Genomic DNA, 16,059 nt, shown 5'->3' with positions numbered 1-16,059 from the left:
GGCGGGGAACGAACCGAGCGCATGGATTCAACCGTTCCCCGCCCCCGGTGCGTCGGCCCTCCTCGCCTCGTCACGGACACGGGGGGTCGACTGGGCGACCGGCCCGACGAAGTTTTCGACTCACCGATCTCGTTCAGACCCTCCAACGTCTGCGGCGGACAGGCCAGCGGAGCCGGGCCGGCCGGGTGACGAGCCTCAGCGCATGGCCTCCTGCACCGGTACGGCCACGAGGGACGGGGGCAGGACGACGGCAGGTCCGGTCGGGACGGGTTCACCGGGCACCACCTGCGCTCCAGGGAGCATCCACGTCATGGATGCTGCGCACCAAGGATCTCTTTCCGTGATTGGCCGATCGCCGCCAGAGTGGACCGCAACCGGACGGTGTGCCCTTTCCCGGTCTCGTCGCCGGGGAGCGGGTTCTCGATCTGCGGGCCGCACTGGAGTGGGCACCGAGCGGGACGCGTGCCGTGCTGGAGCGGTGGGAGGAGTCGCTCGCCGACCTGCACGCCCTCGCGGCGGACGACGGCCCAGGCTGGCGGCCGCTGGACGGGCTGCGCGTGCACGCACCGGTGGAGCCGCGACAGGTCTTCCAGTCCGGCGCCAACTACCGGCAGCATGTGTTCGATCTGGAGTCGGCCCACCGCTCCCCCGACGATCCGCGGACCGTCGAGGAGGTCCGCGCCGAGATCGCGGAGATCATGGACCGGCGGGCCGCCCAGGACCTGCCGTACGTGTACATCGGGCTGCCCGGCAGCATCACCGGCCCGTACGACGACGTCACCCTCCCCCACTGGGCCGAAAGGCCGGACTGGGAACTGGAGTTGGCGGCCGTCATCGGCAGGCCCGCCTACCGGGTCGATGTCGAGCAGGCCCTCGATCACATCGCCCATTACACGATCGCCAACGACCTCACCGACCGGGCCACCGTCTTCCGCCGGGACATGCCGGCCATCCCCCGGCACAGGCCCGCGACCACATCGTCGGCTGCACGGTCCTCAACGACTGGTCCGCCCGCGATCTGCAGTCCACCGAGATGAGGGTGGGCCTCGGCCCGTGCAAGGGCAAGGACACCGCCACCACCCTCGGCCCGCTTCTGGTCACGGCCGACGAACTGGAGCCGTACCGCGACCGGGACGGCGTCCTGTATCTCGCGCTGACCGCCGAGGTCAACGGGGAGGTAGTGGGCCGGGATCCGCTGTCGCACATGAGCTGGACCTTCGAGGAGATGACCGCGTACGCCGCGCGCGGCACCTGGGTGCGTCCCGGTGACGTCCTGGGCTCGGGAACCTGCGGCAACGGCGGCTGTCTGGCGGAACTGTGGGGCCCGCGCGGCCGGCAGGACCCGCCACCGCTGGGGCCCGGAGACACGGTGACCCTCACGGTGGAGGGGATCGGCCGCGTCTCCAACACCGTGGTGGCGGGCCCCGATCCGGTGCCGGTGCCACCCGCGAGGCGCCGCGCCGCAGGAAGCGGATCACCGGGTGGCCGTCCGCGGTCGTGACCTCGGCTTCGACGCACGACTGGCTCCGGAAGGCCATCAGCACGTCTGATCCACACCGCCGGCGGAACTGGAGGCACCGACGAGGAAGTTGATATGCGAAGCTTTGGCCAACCGTGTGCGGAACCAGGCCGTGACGGCCGGGGAGAGGAGCCCAGCGTGACTCAGGACGGCGGCCAGGCCGTGCGGATCGACACCAGCAAGCCGCATCCCGCGCGGATCTACGACTACCTCCTGGGTGGCAAGGACAACTACGAGGTGGACCAGCAGGCGGGCGATCAGCTGGCCGCGGTGGCGCCCGAGGTGTGGATCTCCGTGCGGGCCAACCGCGCCTTCCTGCACCGTGCGGTGCGACACGTCATCGACAGCGGCGTCCGCCAGATCCTCGACATCGGCACCGGACTGCCCACCTCACCGAACGTGCACGAGGTGGCCCAGGAGCTGGCCGCGGACGTGCGCGTCGCCTATGTCGACAACGATCCGATCGTGAAGGCGCACGCCGACGCGCTGCTCAGCCGGGCGGGCACGACCAGCATCGTCCTCGCCGACCTGCGCGATCCGCAGTCCATCATCGATCATCCCGAGGTCCGCGGAATCATCGATTTCGGCCGGCCGGTCGCGCTGTTCCTCGTCGCCATCCTCCACTTCATCCGCGACGCGGACGAACCCGAGCGGATCGTGGCCACCCTGCGCGACGCGCTCCCGGCCGGCAGCTTTCTGGTGCTCTCGCACGCCACGGGCGACTTCGCAGACGACCGCAGCGAGGCCGAGGCCGTCTACAAGGGTGCGACCGCCACCATGAACCTGCGCTCCCGCGACCGGGTCGAGCGGTTCTTCGACGGGTTCGACCTGGTCGAGCCCGGCCTGACCCAGGTTCCGTTCTGGCGCCCGGACAGCACTCCCGCGCCCGGCTCCGCCGAGATCGGCTTCTACGGCGGCGTGGCCCGCAAGGACGCCTGAATCCGGGTCTCCGGCACAGGCGTCCCGACGCACCGCGCCACCACCGCCGTCGCGCCCCGCACGACCCCGCCTCCGGGCCGGGTCGTGCGGGGCGCGGTGCTTCGTTTGCCCGCCGCCCCCTTGACCGACCCCCGGCCGACGCCTCCATACTGTCGGCCAAATCGATTTGGCCGAATCGGTTTGGCCGCCGTCCACGGCCGGATCGTCGAGGCCTGAGCCGAGCGAGCCGAACGGAGCCCGCGCGTGTCCAGTCCCGTACATCCTGTCGACGAGTCCCGCCCGCTGGGGCGGATCCTGCTCTTCGGCGTGCAGCACGTCCTCGTCATGGCGGCGACCCCGATCTCCGCGATCTTCCTCATGAGCGCCACCCTGCGCCTCAGCCCCGGCCTCACCGTCGATCTGCTCTCGGCAGCCCTGCTGCTGTCCGGGATCGGCTCGCTCGTGCAGTCCCTGGGCCCCTGGAAGTTCGGGCCGCGGCTGCCGTTCGTGATGCTGCCGGGCGGTGCGCCGCTCGTCCTGTTCCTGTCGATCGCGCAGCGGCACGGGCTGCGCACGGCGACCGGCGCGGTGCTGCTCACCGCCGCGTTCACCTTCCTGGTGCTGCCGCTGTTCGCACGGCTGCTCAGGTTCTTTCCGCCGCTGGTCATCGGCACGATGATCGTGATCGTCGGGGTCAACCTGGTGAAGGTCGGCGCGCTGCTGGTCACCGGGCAGCCCGGCACGCCGGGCTTCGCCGATCCGGCCCGGCTGGGGCTGGCCTTCGCCACCATCGCCCTGATCGTCGTCTTCACCCGGCTGCTGCGCGGAGTCCTGAGGCAGCTCGCCGTACTGCTCGGTCTCGTGGCCGGCACGGCCCTCGCCCTCGCGCTCGGCCGGGTCCACCTGGGGTCGGCGCTCTCGGGTCAACTCATCGGTATGCCAAGGCCGTTGCCGTTCGGCGCACCCGTCTTCGACCTGCTCGCCGCGCTGCCGCTGATGCTGTACAGCCTCGCGTCCATGGCCGAGGCGACCGGGCAGACCGTCATCAACGCGGAGGCGGTCGCCAAGGACATCGACGTCCCCACCGACGTGCCCCGCACGGTGCGCGGGGACGCCCTGACCTCTCTGCTCGGCGGCTGCTTCGGGCTGCCGCTGATGGTGACCAGCGGCGAGAACATCGGCATCGTCCGGGTCACCGGCGTGCGCAGCCGGTATGTGACGGCCGCCGCGGGCGTCGTCCTCGTCGTCCTCGGCTTTCTCACCCCGGTCGCGCGGGTGATCAGCGTGATGCCGTCGGCCGTGGTCGGAGGTGCCGCGATGGTCGTGTTCGCGGTGATCACCGTGCTCGGCGTGCAGATGCTCGGCCGGGCCCGGCTGGAGGACCACACGGCCACGGTGACCTGCGCGGTCGCCCTCGCCCTGGGGCTGCTGCCGATCCTGGTCCCCGGTGTGTACGCCGGCTTCCCGTCCGGCCCGCGGATCCTGCTGGAGAGCGGGGTGGCCGTGGGCGCCTTCGTCGCCGCCGGGCTCAACGTCGTCTTCCACCACCTGGGGCGGCGCCCCGCGGGCACAGCCGCCACGGTACCGGCCGAGGCACCGGGTTCGGCCGCCCGTGTCTGACCTCCCCCCTCCCGAACAACGGAGAAGCATGACCGACCTGCCCCCCGACCGGCTCCGTGGTGACGCGTTGCTGCTGGTCCCCGACGTGACGCTGACCCCGGACGGCCCGCTGGAGCGGCATGCGGTGCTGGTGCGGAACGGCGTGTTCCGCGATGTCGGCCCGGTAGAGCGGGTCGTCCGAACGGACCCGTCACTGACCCCCGTCCGGCTGCCCGGGCATGTGCTGATGCCGGGATTCGTCGACGCCCATCACCATCTGACGCAGAGCTTCGGCGGCTCCCTGGCCTTCGGCGAGCCGTCGGAGATCTTCCGCCGGGTGTGGGTGCCGCTGGAGCGCGCGCTGGACGAGGAGTCGGCGTACGTCGCCGCGAAACTGGCCGCGTTGGAGTCGCTGCGGGGCGGTTTCACAACGGTCGCCGAGTCGGGGACCCGGGCCACGGTGGACGTGGACGTGGTGGCCGCGGCCGCGCGTGACGCGGGGGTCCGCTGTGTGCTGGGGCTCGTCTGCAACGACGCCCCGGACGGCACCGGTCAGGACAAGGATCCACAGACCGTACTGCGCGCCGCCGAGCAGCACTTGGCGCGCTACGGCGGTGACGATCTGATCCGTCCCGCGCTGGCGGTGTCCGTGCCGGAGGCCGCGACGGCGCACACGCTGGCGGCGACGGCGCGGCTCGCCGCCGAGGCGGGCATGGTCGTACAGATCCATGTGAACGAACACCTCGTCGCCGTCGAGCGTTCCCTGGTCCGGCACGGGCTGCGGCCCCTGGAGCATCTGCACCAAGTGGGCGCGCTGGGCCCGCAGTTGCTGGCCGCGCACGCGACGCTGCTCACCCCGGCCGAGGTCACGCTGCTGGCGGACAGCGGCGCGGCGGTGAGCTACAACCCCGTCGCCAGCGCGTGGAAGGGCAACGCCGTCGCCCCCGCGACCACCTTCGCCGAGCGCGGCATCCGGTTCGGGCTGGGCACCGACGGGACGCGCGGGGACGGTTTCCGGCTGGCGGACGCGGCGGAGTTCGCTCAGCGACTCACCTACGGTCTGGCCAGCGGCGATTCCTCCTGCGGTGCCGGCTGGACGTGGTGGGAGCGGGCCACGGCGGGCGGCGCGGACGCGGTCGGCCTCGGCCCGCGCGCGGGACGGATCACGCCCGGTGCCGCTGCGGACTTCCTCCTGGCGGACATCGGCGGGCCGGAGATGCAGCCGTCCTGGGACCTCCCCTGGGAGCTGGTCCGCCGCGGCAACCGGGACCAGCTCACCGCCGTGTTCGTCGCCGGCCGGCTACGGCTGTGGCGTGGCTGGCCGCCGGACTGGGACGGACCGGCACTGGTCCGACGCGCCGCCGAACTGGCCCCGCGTGTGGTGCGGCGCGCCGGGGTGACACGGGCCCACCCGACGTCGGTTACGGCACGGCAGCGAACGGCGACACCGCACGCCTCTCCATCCCCGCACACGCCCCCGCCCGCACCCGCGCCTGCCTCCCACCACACGTCCCCGGACACGACCGTGCCCAGCCTCGGCGGGTGGCGATGAGCGGCGGCACGCTCGCCGTGCTGGCGTTGACCGTCGCGGCAGCCGCGTTCGTGCAGGGGGTCAGCGGGCTCGGGTTCGCGCTGATCGTCGCGCCGGTCGCGGGACTGGTCGATCCGGCGCTGCTGCCCGTGTTCGTGCTGACCGCGATGATCCCGCTCAACCTGTACGTCGCCTGGCGTGAGCGGCACAGTCTCGATCTGCGCGGCGCCCGATGGATCACGGCGGCACGGGTGACGGCGACACCGGCGGGGCTGGCGCTGCTGTGGGCGATCCCGCAGGGCGCCCTCGGAGCGGTCGTCGGCGCGGCGACGGTCCTGGCCGCCGTGGTGAGCATGGTCGTGCCGTCGTTCGAGCCGGGGCGCGGTGCCTATGTGGGCGCCGGTGTCGTCACCGGGCTGACCGAGACCGCGACCGGCGTGGGCGGCCCGCCCCTCGCGCTCGTCTACCAGCACCGGCCGCCCGGAGAGCTGCGGGCCACGGTCGCCGCCTGCTTCCTGGTGGGCGAAGTCGCCTCCCTCGCCCTGCTGTTCGTGACCGGGCGGTGCCGTCCCGCGGACATGGGCTGGGCGCTCCTGCTGCTGCCCGCGCTCGCGTCCGGAGCCTGGCTGAGCCGGTTCGCGCACCGGCGGGTCGATGCGGGGAGGATGCGCGCCTTCGTCCTTGCCTTCGCGCTGGTGTCGGGGGTGGTGCTGATGGCGGGGACGTGACCCGACCGGCCAGCCGCTCCCCCTGAGACGTCCCGTCAGGTGCGGTCGGCGGACGGTGGCCGGCGCAGGGACGAGGCGCGCGGGACGAGCAGCGGCTCGGCGGCGGGCACCTCTCCCCCGGTCTCCGCGGCCCCGACCGTGTCGGCGGCGGGTCGTGCGCCCAGCCGGGCGAGCAGCAGCTCCACCGCGTCCGCGGCGGCCCGCTCCAGCCCCAAGTCAACCGCGGTGAGCGGTGGTTCACAGGTGCGGGCGCGCAGCCCGTCGTACCGGGTGACGACCATGACGTCGTCGGGGACACGGCGTCCCGCCTCCCGCAGCGCGCGTACGGCACCGACGGCGAAGGCGTCCACGAGCACGCACAGCGCGTCGATGCCGGGGTGCTCGGCGAGCAGGGCGGCACAACGGTCGTACCCCGCCTGCTCGCCACCGTTCTCCGGGGCGGTGGCGACGATGGGCGGCCAGCCGTGCGCGGCGGCGGCGCGTTCGTAGGCCGCGCGGGCGTCGACCGAGGAGTGACGGGTGCCGGCGCCGATGACCAGTGCCGGGCTGCGGGCGCCCTGGTCGCGCAGATGCTCCAGGAGCAGGTCGACCACTCTGCCGCCGTGCAGGTCCACGTAGGGGGCGTCGTCGTCGGGGGCGGTGGGGCGGCCCAGTGCGACGTACGGCAGTCCACGCTCGCGGAGTTGGGCCACGGCCGCGTCGTGCGCCTCGGGCTCGACCACGATCGCGCCGTCGATGTCGACGGAGTACAGCGCGGACCCGGACTGCACGGGCGGGATCAGCACCAGGGCGTAGCCGTGCACGAGGGCCCGCTCGGCCGCGGCGGCGGCCACCTCCATGTAGAAGCCGAGCCGCGAGGGGCCGCCGGCCACCGCGAACGGCATCGAGGAGGCGAGCGCGATGGCCTTGGCCTGGCCCCGACGCAGCCGCTGGGCGCGCAGGTTGGGCCGGTATCCCAGTTCACCGGCGATCTTCTTGATGCGCTCACGGGTCCGCGGGTCGACCTTGCCGATGCCGTTGAGCGCGTGGGACACCGTGGTCCGCGACACCGACGCCGCCGCGGCCACGTCGGCGATCGTGGGCCGGCGGGCGCCGTGGGACATGCTCATGGGCCCATCTTCGCAACCTCCGCCGCTCCGGACCACCACCCCCCTGCACCGCACGCCATGGGGGTCGGGTCCATGTCGGATACCCGCACTGTCGCCGAGGAAGCCGTCGAAGCAGGCACATGCGCAGGGGTGCAGGTGCGGGTGTTGCCGGACGGCCGGACCGTCGTGGACTTCGCGCTCGGCGAGGAGTCACCGGGTGTTCCGCTGACGACGGGCTCCGTGCTGCCGTGGTTCTCGGCGCAGAAGCTGCCGACCACCCTCGCCTTCGCCCGCGCCTGGGCGCTCGGCCTGCCGAGCCAGCACGACCTCGTGCGGGACCAGTTGCCGGAGTTCACCGGTGATGGCCGGGCCGCGATCACCGTCCGGCATCTGTGGAGCCGCGCGGCCGCGGGCCGCCGACCGGGTCGCGGGCACCGCCTTCGACCGGGGCTGGGCAGCGCTGATCGCGCCGATCTCCGCCACGGACGCCGGTCCCGGCCGGGTTCCGGGGCGGCGGGCGGCCTGTCTCGGCCATGCCGTGTATCTGCTGATCGCCAAGTTCATCGCCCGCCGCAGCGGCGCCGCGTTCGCCGAGTTCCTGCGGACGGAGATGACCGGGCCGCTCGGTCTTACCGCCACCCTTGGCGGCCCGCCCGGTTCCCCGGTGGTGCAGGTGCCCAGCTTCGGGCCCGCCGCGACCGCCATGACCGCCGCTCGCGTCGCCCGGTTCGACGCCGTCCAGGGCTACCCCGCACCTGTGTGGCCGTACCGTTCGGTGAGGCGGCCGTCGCCGAGATCGTCGGCCCGGCGGACTCCACCGCGGTCGGCGGCTACTGCGCGAGGAGACCCTGCACCGCCCTGGTCCGCGACCACCGCCCCGAAGGAGTCGTCGACGAGGTCATGGGCGTGCCCGTGCGGTGGGGGCCGGGGCTGATGCCGGACACGTTCGGCTTCGGCAGACACTGCTCGCCGCGCGCGTTCGGCCACACCGGGGGCAGCGCGTGCGTGGTCCTGTCGGATCCGGACGCCGGAGTGCCGATCGCCGCCCACTTCAACGGCACCGCACCCCTCGCCGACCGCATCCGCCATGACCACGCATTGTGCACGGCCGTGTACACGAACCGGGGCGGGGCCGGGCCGAAGGACGCGGGACGCGACCACGCGGCTCCCGTACTCGGCGTCATCTCAGGTCGTCCGCAACGCTTGGTGAGCCTCGTGCGATGGTGCGACTCTGGGGGGAGAGGTCTGCGACGAGGGGAATCCAGGAGGGCCAATGGGACGCGATGTCCCGGCGCTCGTCTTCACCCGCGAGGACCGCCGCCGGTACCGGATCAAGATGCACGAATGCCTTGAGGCGCTCGCGCAGATGCTGCGCGATGCACGCTTCGAGTCCGAGCGGCCGCAGGTCGGCCTGGAGATCGAGCTGAACCTGGTCGGTGACGACGCGGAGCCGGCGATGCGCAACACCGATGCGCTGCAGGCGATCTCCGACCCGGCCTGGTCCACCGAGCTGGGCCGGTTCAACCTGGAGATCAACGTGCCGCCGCGGCGGCTGACCGCGGGCGGTCCCGACGCCTGGGAGTCGGAGATCCGCGCCGCGCTGAACCACGCCGAGGAGCGGGCCAGGTCGATCGGCACCCGGCTGATCATGATCGGGATCCTGCCCACCCTGCGCCAGGAGGAGATCGGCGCCGAGAGCCTGTCGGAGAACCCGCGCTACCAGCTGCTCAACGACCAGATCTTCGCTGCCCGCGGCGAGGACCTGCGTATCGAGATCGACGGTGTGGACCGGCTGCGGACCTACGCGGACACCATCACCCCGGAGGCCGCGTGCACCAGCACGCAGTTCCATCTCCAGGTCTCTCCAGAGGAGTTCGCCGGCTACTGGAACGCGGCGCAGGCCATCGCCGGGGTCCAGGTGGCGCTGGCGGCGAACGCGCCGTTCCTGTTCGGCAAGGAGCTGTGGCACGAGACCCGCGTCCCACTGTTCGAACAGGCCACGGACACCCGCCCGGAGGAGATCAAGGTGCAGGGCGTACGGCCCCGGGTGTGGTTCGGGGAGCGGTGGATCAACAGTGTCTTCGACCTCTTCGAGGAGAACCTGCGCTACTTCCCGGCCCTTCTCCCGCTGTGCGACGAGCAGGACCCGGCGGAGACGCTGGACCGCGGCGACATCCCCGAACTCGGCGAACTGACCCTGCACAACGGCACGATCTACCGCTGGAACCGCCCGGTGTACGCCGTCTCTCACGACCTACCGCACATCCGGGTGGAGAACCGGGTGCTGCCCGCCGGCCCGACCGTCGCCGACACGCTCGCCAACGGCGCCTTCTACTACGGGCTGACCCGGGCCCTGGTGGAGGAGGACCGGCCGGTGTGGTCGCGGATGTCGTTCTCGGCGGCCGAGGACAATCTGCACACCGCCGCCCGGCACGGCATCGAGGCCCTGCTGTACTGGCCCGGGATGGGCGAGGTGCCGGTGCCGGAGCTGGTGCTGCGGCGGTTGCTGCCGCTGGCGCACCGGGGCCTTGAGCAGTCCGGCATGGACGAGGCCTGGCGGGAGCCGCTGCTCGGCGTCATCGAGCAGCGCTGTGTGACGGCCCGCAACGGCGCCGTGTGGCAGAAGGATATGTTCCATCGCCTGAACGACACCACACGCGCCGGCCGTCACGAGGCGCTGCGCCGGATGACCCAGCTGTACATCGACTACATGCATCTCAACGCCCCGGCCCACACCTGGCCGGTGGACTGATCCGGTTCAGCCGCGCCCACTCAGCAGGTTCACCGCGTGGTCGAAGGCCGAGTCACGGTTCTTGGCGAACTCCTCCTTTGTGAAGACCGGTTCGGTCAGCTGCGGCGGGATGCCGGTGCCGTCGAAGGTGCGGCCGGTGCGGGTCAGGTACTCCTCGTTCGGCAGGCCGAAGATCAGGCCGTCGGGCAGGTTGCGCATTATCACGTCGGAGAAGACGCCCTGGGTGGGCTGCCCGATCCGCACGGTCCGCACGGGCCGGTCCATCAGCGCCTGAGTGAAGGTCTCGCCCGCGCTGACCGTCGAGCCGCCGGTGAGGACGGCGACCGGACCGGTGTAGCGGGGTGCGTGGGCCGGGACGACGGGTACGGGTTCGGGGCGGGTGTGCCGGGCGGGGTCGGCCGGGTCGTTGCGGGCTCGTTTCGCGTACGCGGTGTACGGCGTTTCGGTCAGGCGCTGGACGATCCGGATGCCGAGGGTGTCGGAGCCGCCGCCGTTGATGCGCAGGTCGATGACGAGGCCCTTGAGCCGCTGGGTACGGCCCGGGGTGAGCACGGTGTTCAACCCGCGGTCGAGTTCGGCCTGTTCGGCCGTGTACGGCGCGTGCTTGCCGGCGTAGCCGCCGAATCCGGAGATACGCAGATAGCCGAGGTCGCCCGGCAGGTCGGCGTAGGTGATCCGGCCCGCGCCGAAGTCCTGGCAGCCCGTCACAGGCCGGGATCTCGCACGCCCGCCACCGCGCCGACAGCTCATCAGCCCGCACCAGCTCCGCGACCTCGGCCTTCAACTGTTCCAGGCTCATCACCGACGGATCAGCGAAGCCCTCGGTCATCCGAAGCTTCGCCCGCCCTCGGCTCACTGCGCACCCTCCGACAACCGGCGCTCCAGCTACCGGCGCAACTGCTCCATCCGGGCCCAACGCTCCTCGTCCGTCAGGGCGCGACGTCAGCCCCCTGGTCCTGGCCCTCCGCCGTCCCGACAGTCGTCGGCACCTCTCCGGCCACTCGCCGTTCGATCTCCGCCGCGAGATGGATGTACCGCAGCGGCTCGGACGGGGACAGCTCGCTGGAGTCGGGGGCTTGAGGCCTGGCGACGGCTTTGCTCTGTACGGCCTGTGCCAACTTCGCGTGTCGGCGAGCGTTCTCCGCGCCGGTCCCGCGCCTGCTCTGCGGTGCCGATCGCGGTCCGTCCGGTCGTGGAGGGACGGCACGGGGATGCCGTGGAGGGCGTGTCCTTCGTGTACGGCGGTACCTGTCCGCCGCACGGGGCCGGGGCCGCTGGCAGGTCTGACGGCATCCGCGGACACTGGTCCGTCCGGCTCCGCTGGGCTCGAAGCGGCGTTCCCGCGGTCCCCTAACGCTCCGCGCCGGGGCACCGCGGTGCGTCCGGCAGGTGGAGCTTCGCCCAATCGCCCAGTTCCCGGAGCGCGGGCTCCAGGGCGGCGCCGGCCTCGGTCAGCCGGTAGGAGACGCGCAGCGGCGGGCCCTCGTCGACCTCGCGGAGCACGAGTCCGGCCATGCCGAGTTCCGCGAGCCGGTCGGAGAGCATGCGCTCGCTGATGCCGGGGATGGCCCGGCGCAGGTCGGCGAAGTGCACGGGCTGTTCCACCAGCACGGCCACGATGGGCCCGCTCCAGCGCTTTCCGAGCAGCTGAAAGACGCGGGTGATGCCCTCGTCCACCCGCTTGCACGCCGCACTGTCGTGGGTCACGTCCGCCGCCATGTGCTCAGGGTACTACCTCACCGTATGGGGATGAAAAAAAGTAAGTCCCTGTGTTAGAGATAGTCAGGTACGAAATTGCAGCCCTCGGCGCTCCGTCGTCGAGCCGCACTACCCCCTTGTGCCCATTTACCTTTCAGGAGTCACCATGGCCACCCTGCTGCACATCGACTCGTCCCTGTTCCCGACCGAGGCCTCGGCCTCGCGCGCCGTGACGGAGTCCTTCCGCACGCACTGGCTGGAGCAGCACCCCGACGGCACCGTCGTCTATCGCGACCTGGCGGCACAGCCCGTGCCGCACCTCACCGCCGCCGCGCACACCGCCGGTTTCGCCGACCCGGCGTCGCACACGCCCGAGCAGGCCGCCGCCTTCGCCGAGCGCGTCCGACTGATCGAGGAGCTGGAGCAGGCCGACGCGGTGCTGATCGGCGCCCCGATGTACAACTACTCGGTCCCCTCGACCCTCAAGGCCTGGCTGGACAACGTGATCCTCATCGGCCGCACCGCGGGCGAGACCCCGTCCGCCAAGGGCACCCCGGTGACCGTGGTCGCCAGCCGGGGCGGCGCATACGGTCCGGGCACCCCGCGCGAGGGATACGAGTACGTGCAGAACTACCTCACGGCCGTCCTCGCCGACGGCCTCGGCCTGGACGTCGACTTCATCGTCCCGGAGCTGACCATGGCCCCGCAGAACCCGGCGATGTCCGAGCTGGTCCCGTTGTACGAAGCCTCCCGCGACCGCGCCCTGCAGGAGGCCGCCGTGAAGGCCAAGCAGCTCGCCGAGCGCCTCGCGGCCTGACCGTCCCGGCCCGACACGGCCCGGGGGCCGCCGACTTGTACGCGGCGCCCGGGCCGCGTCGCTTCAGCGCGCGAAGACCGTACTGACCAGCGCGACATGTACGGCGGTGCCCGCCAGGATGCTCAGCGGGGCGTTACGGCGCCACAGGTGCACGCCGACGGTGACGGCCAGGGCCGCCAGCGGGGCCAGCACGGCGGCGCGGGTGAGCGGCAGGTCGCGCAGGCAGTAGACGACGAGGATGACCATGATCCCGGCGGGCATCCGGGGCTGGAGGTACTGCACGGTCCGGCTTGCCCGCAGCGGGCCGAGCGCGGCGAAGGGGAGGGCGCGCAGCGCCCAGGTGACGGCGGCGGAAACCAGGACCGCTGCGACGAGATAGGTCGTGTCAGGCATGGCTGACCCTTCCTCGGGTGGTCAGGCGGCGGACCAGGAGCCCGGCCGTGAAGAGGGCGAAGGCGGCCATCAGCAGACTGCCCGGGAAGAGAAGCCGGGCGGTGAGCGCGCTCAGCAGGGCGAGCAACGGGGTGGGCAGGTCGTCCCGCCGGTCGCGGACGGCATCGAGGGACAGCACGGTGAACAGGGCTGTGAGCGCGAAGTCCAGACCGGTGACTCCGGCGGGGACGAGTGAGCCGAGCAGCGCTCCCGCGGTGGCTCCGCCGACCCAGTACAGATGCAGGAGGAGCTGCAGACGGCGGATGCGGCGCCCGGACCAGGAGCGGGCCTGCTCCCCGGCGGTCAGCGCGTAGGCCTCGTCGCACAGGGCGAAGGTGCTGTACGCCCTCCCGAACGGCCCCTTCACCCGGTGCAACGGGAAGGACAGCGCGTAGAAGACGTGCCGGATGTTCACCAGGAACGCGGAGACGGCGACCGAGGCCAGCGGCACGGCGGCGGTGACCATACCGATCAGCAGGAACTCGAAGGACCCGCCGTAGATCAGCGCGCTGGACAGGGTCGCCCACCACCAGTCGACTCCCGCGTGGGCGACGAGCATGCCGAAGGCGATGCCGAGCGGGACGAAGGCCAGCCCCACGGAGGCGGAGTCCGCGAAGGCGGCCCGCGTGTCGGAGGGCGTCCGGGGCTGCGGCACGGCGGACGCGGTCGACGACTGTCCATCGGCAGCGGCGGGAGGTAGGCACATGGCGACATTTTAGGAAGAATCCCGCAGCATATGGTTGCCAATAGTGTCCGTATGATGGGCTAGTGCGCAATGAAATGAACCTGGATGCCATCGACCGGGACATTCTGTTTCACCTCCGCCGTGACGGTCGGCTGACCAACGTCGAGCTGGCCCAGCGGGTGGGCCTGACCCCACCGCCGTGTCTGCGCCGGGTCAAGCGGCTGGAGGAGGCCGGGGTCATCACCGGATACCGGGCGGTGGTGGATCCCGGGGCGCTCGGCCGGGGCCTGGAGGTCCTGATCGACGTGGAGGTCAGCGCCAACGACCGCACGACGTTCCTGGAGTTCGAGGACATCGTGGCCGGATACGACGAGGTCATCGAGTTCCGGCGCATGTACGGCCGTCCCGACTATTTCCTCCGCGCGGCCGTCGCCGATCACGCCGCGTACGAGGCCTTCCTGGTGGACAAACTGAGCGGTCTGCCCTGTGTGCTGCGGATCGACTCCCACCTGACGATGAAGACGATCAAGAGCGGCCCATGAGCGGGCGGGTATCCCGGTGTACGGTGCAACGACCCGCACCATCGCTCCCTGCCCCTGTACACCGTGGTACGCCGTGACGAGAGGCACCCGTTGACCGCCACCTACTTCGAGCGCATCGACCGGCATCGCTTCAAGCCCACCCCGCACGCCGGCGGCGCGTGGGACACCGACGAGCAGCACTTCAGCCCGCTCGCCGGACTCGTGGTCCACGCGATCGACCAGTACCGCGCCGAGCGCCCGCCGACCGGACTGCTGCTGTCCAGGATCAGCTACGACATCCTGGGTCGCCTCGCCCTCGACGAGTGCGAGATCCAGGTGGAGTCGATCCGGCCCGGCCGCACCATCGAACTGCTCGAAGCGGTCGTACGCATCGCGGACCGGCCGGTGGTCCGGGCCCGTGCCTGGCTGCTCACCGAGGCGGACACCAGCGCCGTGGCAGGCGGCCCCGAGGAACGGCTCACCCCGCCGGAGGGACTCGCCGGTCAGTCGCTGGGCTCGGTCTGGCCCGGCGGCCACTGCGCGTCCGTCGACGTCCGGCCAGTCGGCCCCGCCGAGCCGGGACGCGCCACTGCCTGGATCTCCACGGCCCTCGACCTCGTCGCGGGCGAACCGAGCAGCCCGCTCGCCTCCTATGTCGCCCTGATCGACACGGCCAACGGCATCGCCGTACGCCGGCCGCCGACCGAGTGGATGTTCCCCAACGTCGACCTGACGATCCATCTGCACCGGCAACCGGCGGGCCGCTGGGTCGGCCTGGACACCACAGTCGTCTTCGGCCCCACCGGGCTCGGCCTCACAAGCAGCGTCCTGCACGACATCCACGGCCCGGTCGGCCAGGCCCAACAGACCCTCACGGTACGCCCGTTGCCCGGCCGGTGACCCCCGCCGACAGCATCAGCGGCGGCCGCCGAGCGCATCCGGTCACCACGGGCCGCGCGGGACAGGCGTGCCCTAGCCGTCCCGAGCGGCCTCGGCCCGGTCGTCCGCGGCTCGCGCCTTCCCTGCCCTCTCCTCCGCCTCCTCCGTGCGCGTCGCTCCCACCGACGCCAGGGCCACTGCCGCCACCCCCGCCCATTGGGGCGCGGCGAGGTGCTGGCCCAGGAGGAGCAGGCCGATCAGCGCGCCGATCGCCGGTTCCAGACTGGTGAGGATGCCGAATACGCGGGGCGTGAGCCGGCGCAGCGCTTCCAGTTGGAAGGTGTACGGCAGGACGCTGGAGAGCACGGCGACCGCCCCGGCCACGGCGAGGGTGTCCGGGTCCAGAAGGCGGGCGCCCGCCTGCGTGACGCCGTAGGGAAGGCTGAGCAGTGCCCCCCAGGTGACGGCGAGGGCGAGGCCGCGGCCGTCGGGGACGCGTTCGGCCAGCCGTTTGCCGACCAGGATGTATCCGCCCCAGCAACAACCGGCGAGGGCCGCGCATGCGATGCCCGTCGCGTCGAGGGCCGTACCGGAGTGGCTGAGCAGGAGGACTCCGGTCGCGGCGAGGGCCGCCCACAGCAGGTCGGGGGCGCGGCGCGAGCCGCACAGGGCGATGGCGAAGGGACCGAGGAACTCCAGGGTGGTGGCGGCGCCCAACGGCAGCCGGGCGACCGCCTCGTAGTATGCGAGGTGGTGCACGGCGAGCAGGGTGCCGGCGGCGGCCGCGATGCCGAGGGTGGCCCGGTCGCCGCGGAGCCGGGGCCGCCACAGCGCGGTGAGGACGAGCGCGGCGATGGCCAGCCGCAGGGTCACCACGCCCGCCGGACCCACG

14 protein-coding genes and 3 pseudogenes are annotated in these 16,059 nt (G+C 72.2%); 11 read left to right on the top strand and 6 right to left on the bottom strand.

All coding sequences use genetic code 11. The features are described 5' to 3' along the window. Positions 1-500: 500 nt before the first annotated feature. The 5 genes and pseudogenes from AV521_RS46370 to AV521_RS03590 all read left to right on the top strand — a co-directional run bounded on the left by AV521_RS46370 (position 501) and on the right by AV521_RS03590 (position 6,295). A pseudogene (locus tag AV521_RS46370) lies at positions 501-1,501 on the top strand (fumarylacetoacetate hydrolase family protein). Positions 1,502-1,657: 156 nt separating this feature from the next. Further along, positions 1,658-2,458 (top strand): SAM-dependent methyltransferase, encoded by an 801-nt coding sequence (locus AV521_RS03605; RefSeq protein ID WP_076083077.1) that lies wholly within the window; start codon positions 1,658-1,660, stop codon positions 2,456-2,458. A gap of 243 nt (positions 2,459-2,701) precedes the next feature. Continuing rightward, positions 2,702-4,057 carry a uracil-xanthine permease family protein gene (locus AV521_RS03600; protein WP_076083074.1) on the top strand — a complete coding sequence of 452 codons (1,356 nt, stop codon included), beginning with the start codon at positions 2,702-2,704 and terminating at the stop codon, positions 4,055-4,057. 28 nt (positions 4,058-4,085) lie between these two features. Continuing rightward, a complete protein-coding gene (locus AV521_RS03595; RefSeq protein ID WP_079249096.1) occupies positions 4,086-5,588 on the top strand; it encodes an amidohydrolase family protein in 1,503 nt (500 codons plus the stop codon). Continuing rightward, entirely contained in the window at positions 5,585-6,295 is a 711-nt protein-coding gene (locus AV521_RS03590; protein ID WP_076083550.1) for a sulfite exporter TauE/SafE family protein, read from the top strand. Before AV521_RS03595 ends, AV521_RS03590 begins: the two co-directional genes overlap by 4 nt. Positions 6,296-6,330: 35 nt before the next feature. Here AV521_RS03590 and AV521_RS03585 read toward each other — a convergent pair whose 3' ends face one another. Continuing rightward, on the bottom strand, positions 6,331-7,404 hold the full coding sequence (locus AV521_RS03585; RefSeq protein ID WP_076083071.1) for a substrate-binding domain-containing protein: 1,074 nt from the start codon (positions 7,402-7,404) through the stop codon (positions 6,331-6,333). A 57-nt stretch (positions 7,405-7,461) separates the two neighbouring features. On the opposite strand from AV521_RS03585, the pseudogene AV521_RS52545 reads away from it, so the two are divergent. From AV521_RS52545 to AV521_RS03575, 3 genes and pseudogenes are all read left to right on the top strand, one after another. Next, positions 7,462-7,731 (top strand): annotated as a pseudogene (locus tag AV521_RS52545) (hypothetical protein); the annotation flags it as partial. 13 nt (positions 7,732-7,744) lie between these two features. Beyond that, positions 7,745-8,317, top strand: coding sequence for a hypothetical protein (locus tag AV521_RS50435; RefSeq protein ID WP_256725414.1), 573 nt, complete (start codon positions 7,745-7,747; stop codon positions 8,315-8,317). Between the two features lie 339 nt (positions 8,318-8,656). Then, entirely contained in the window at positions 8,657-10,135 is a 1,479-nt protein-coding gene (locus AV521_RS03575) for a glutamate--cysteine ligase (RefSeq protein WP_076083066.1), read from the top strand. 6 nt (positions 10,136-10,141) lie between these two features. Here the strand turns inward: AV521_RS03575 and AV521_RS03570 are convergent. Then, positions 10,142-10,831: pseudogene (locus tag AV521_RS03570) on the bottom strand (S41 family peptidase); the annotation flags it as partial. A gap of 654 nt (positions 10,832-11,485) precedes the next feature. Further along, entirely contained in the window at positions 11,486-11,854 is a 369-nt protein-coding gene (locus tag AV521_RS03560) for a helix-turn-helix domain-containing protein (RefSeq protein ID WP_076083061.1), read from the bottom strand. A gap of 145 nt (positions 11,855-11,999) precedes the next feature. Between AV521_RS03560 and AV521_RS03555 the strand changes: the two genes are divergently transcribed. Then, a complete protein-coding gene (locus tag AV521_RS03555; protein WP_076083058.1) occupies positions 12,000-12,650 on the top strand; it encodes an FMN-dependent NADH-azoreductase in 651 nt (216 codons plus the stop codon). Positions 12,651-12,713: 63 nt separating this feature from the next. On the opposite strand, the gene AV521_RS03550 is transcribed toward AV521_RS03555, so the two are convergent. Both AV521_RS03550 and AV521_RS03545 read right to left on the bottom strand, forming a co-directional pair. Next, positions 12,714-13,043, bottom strand: a complete 330-nt coding sequence (locus AV521_RS03550; RefSeq protein ID WP_076083055.1) for a branched-chain amino acid transporter permease — start codon at positions 13,041-13,043, stop codon at positions 12,714-12,716. Next, positions 13,036-13,788 carry an AzlC family ABC transporter permease gene (locus tag AV521_RS03545; protein WP_079249094.1) on the bottom strand — a complete coding sequence of 251 codons (753 nt, stop codon included), beginning with the start codon at positions 13,786-13,788 and terminating at the stop codon, positions 13,036-13,038. Before AV521_RS03545 ends, AV521_RS03550 begins: the two co-directional genes overlap by 8 nt. 74 nt (positions 13,789-13,862) lie before the next feature. On the opposite strand from AV521_RS03545, the gene AV521_RS03540 reads away from it, so the two are divergent. Next, positions 13,863-14,309, top strand: coding sequence for an Lrp/AsnC family transcriptional regulator (locus AV521_RS03540; protein ID WP_218639336.1), 447 nt, complete (start codon positions 13,863-13,865; stop codon positions 14,307-14,309). A gap of 90 nt (positions 14,310-14,399) precedes the next feature. Beyond that, positions 14,400-15,188, top strand: a complete 789-nt coding sequence (locus AV521_RS03535; protein WP_256725413.1) for a thioesterase family protein — start codon at positions 14,400-14,402, stop codon at positions 15,186-15,188. Positions 15,189-15,260: 72 nt separating this feature from the next. Here the strand turns inward: AV521_RS03535 and AV521_RS03530 are convergent, their stop codons facing one another. Next, entirely contained in the window at positions 15,261-16,043 is a 783-nt protein-coding gene (locus AV521_RS03530; protein WP_256725412.1) for a DMT family transporter, read from the bottom strand. Positions 16,044-16,059: the final 16 nt, after the last annotated feature.

The sequence above is a fragment of the Streptomyces sp. IMTB 2501 genome, from assembly GCF_001953885.1.
GTDB lineage: Bacteria > Actinomycetota > Actinomycetes > Streptomycetales > Streptomycetaceae > Streptomyces.
Note: the sequence above shows the minus strand (reverse complement) of the source record. Positions and strands in the feature narration are given on the sequence as shown.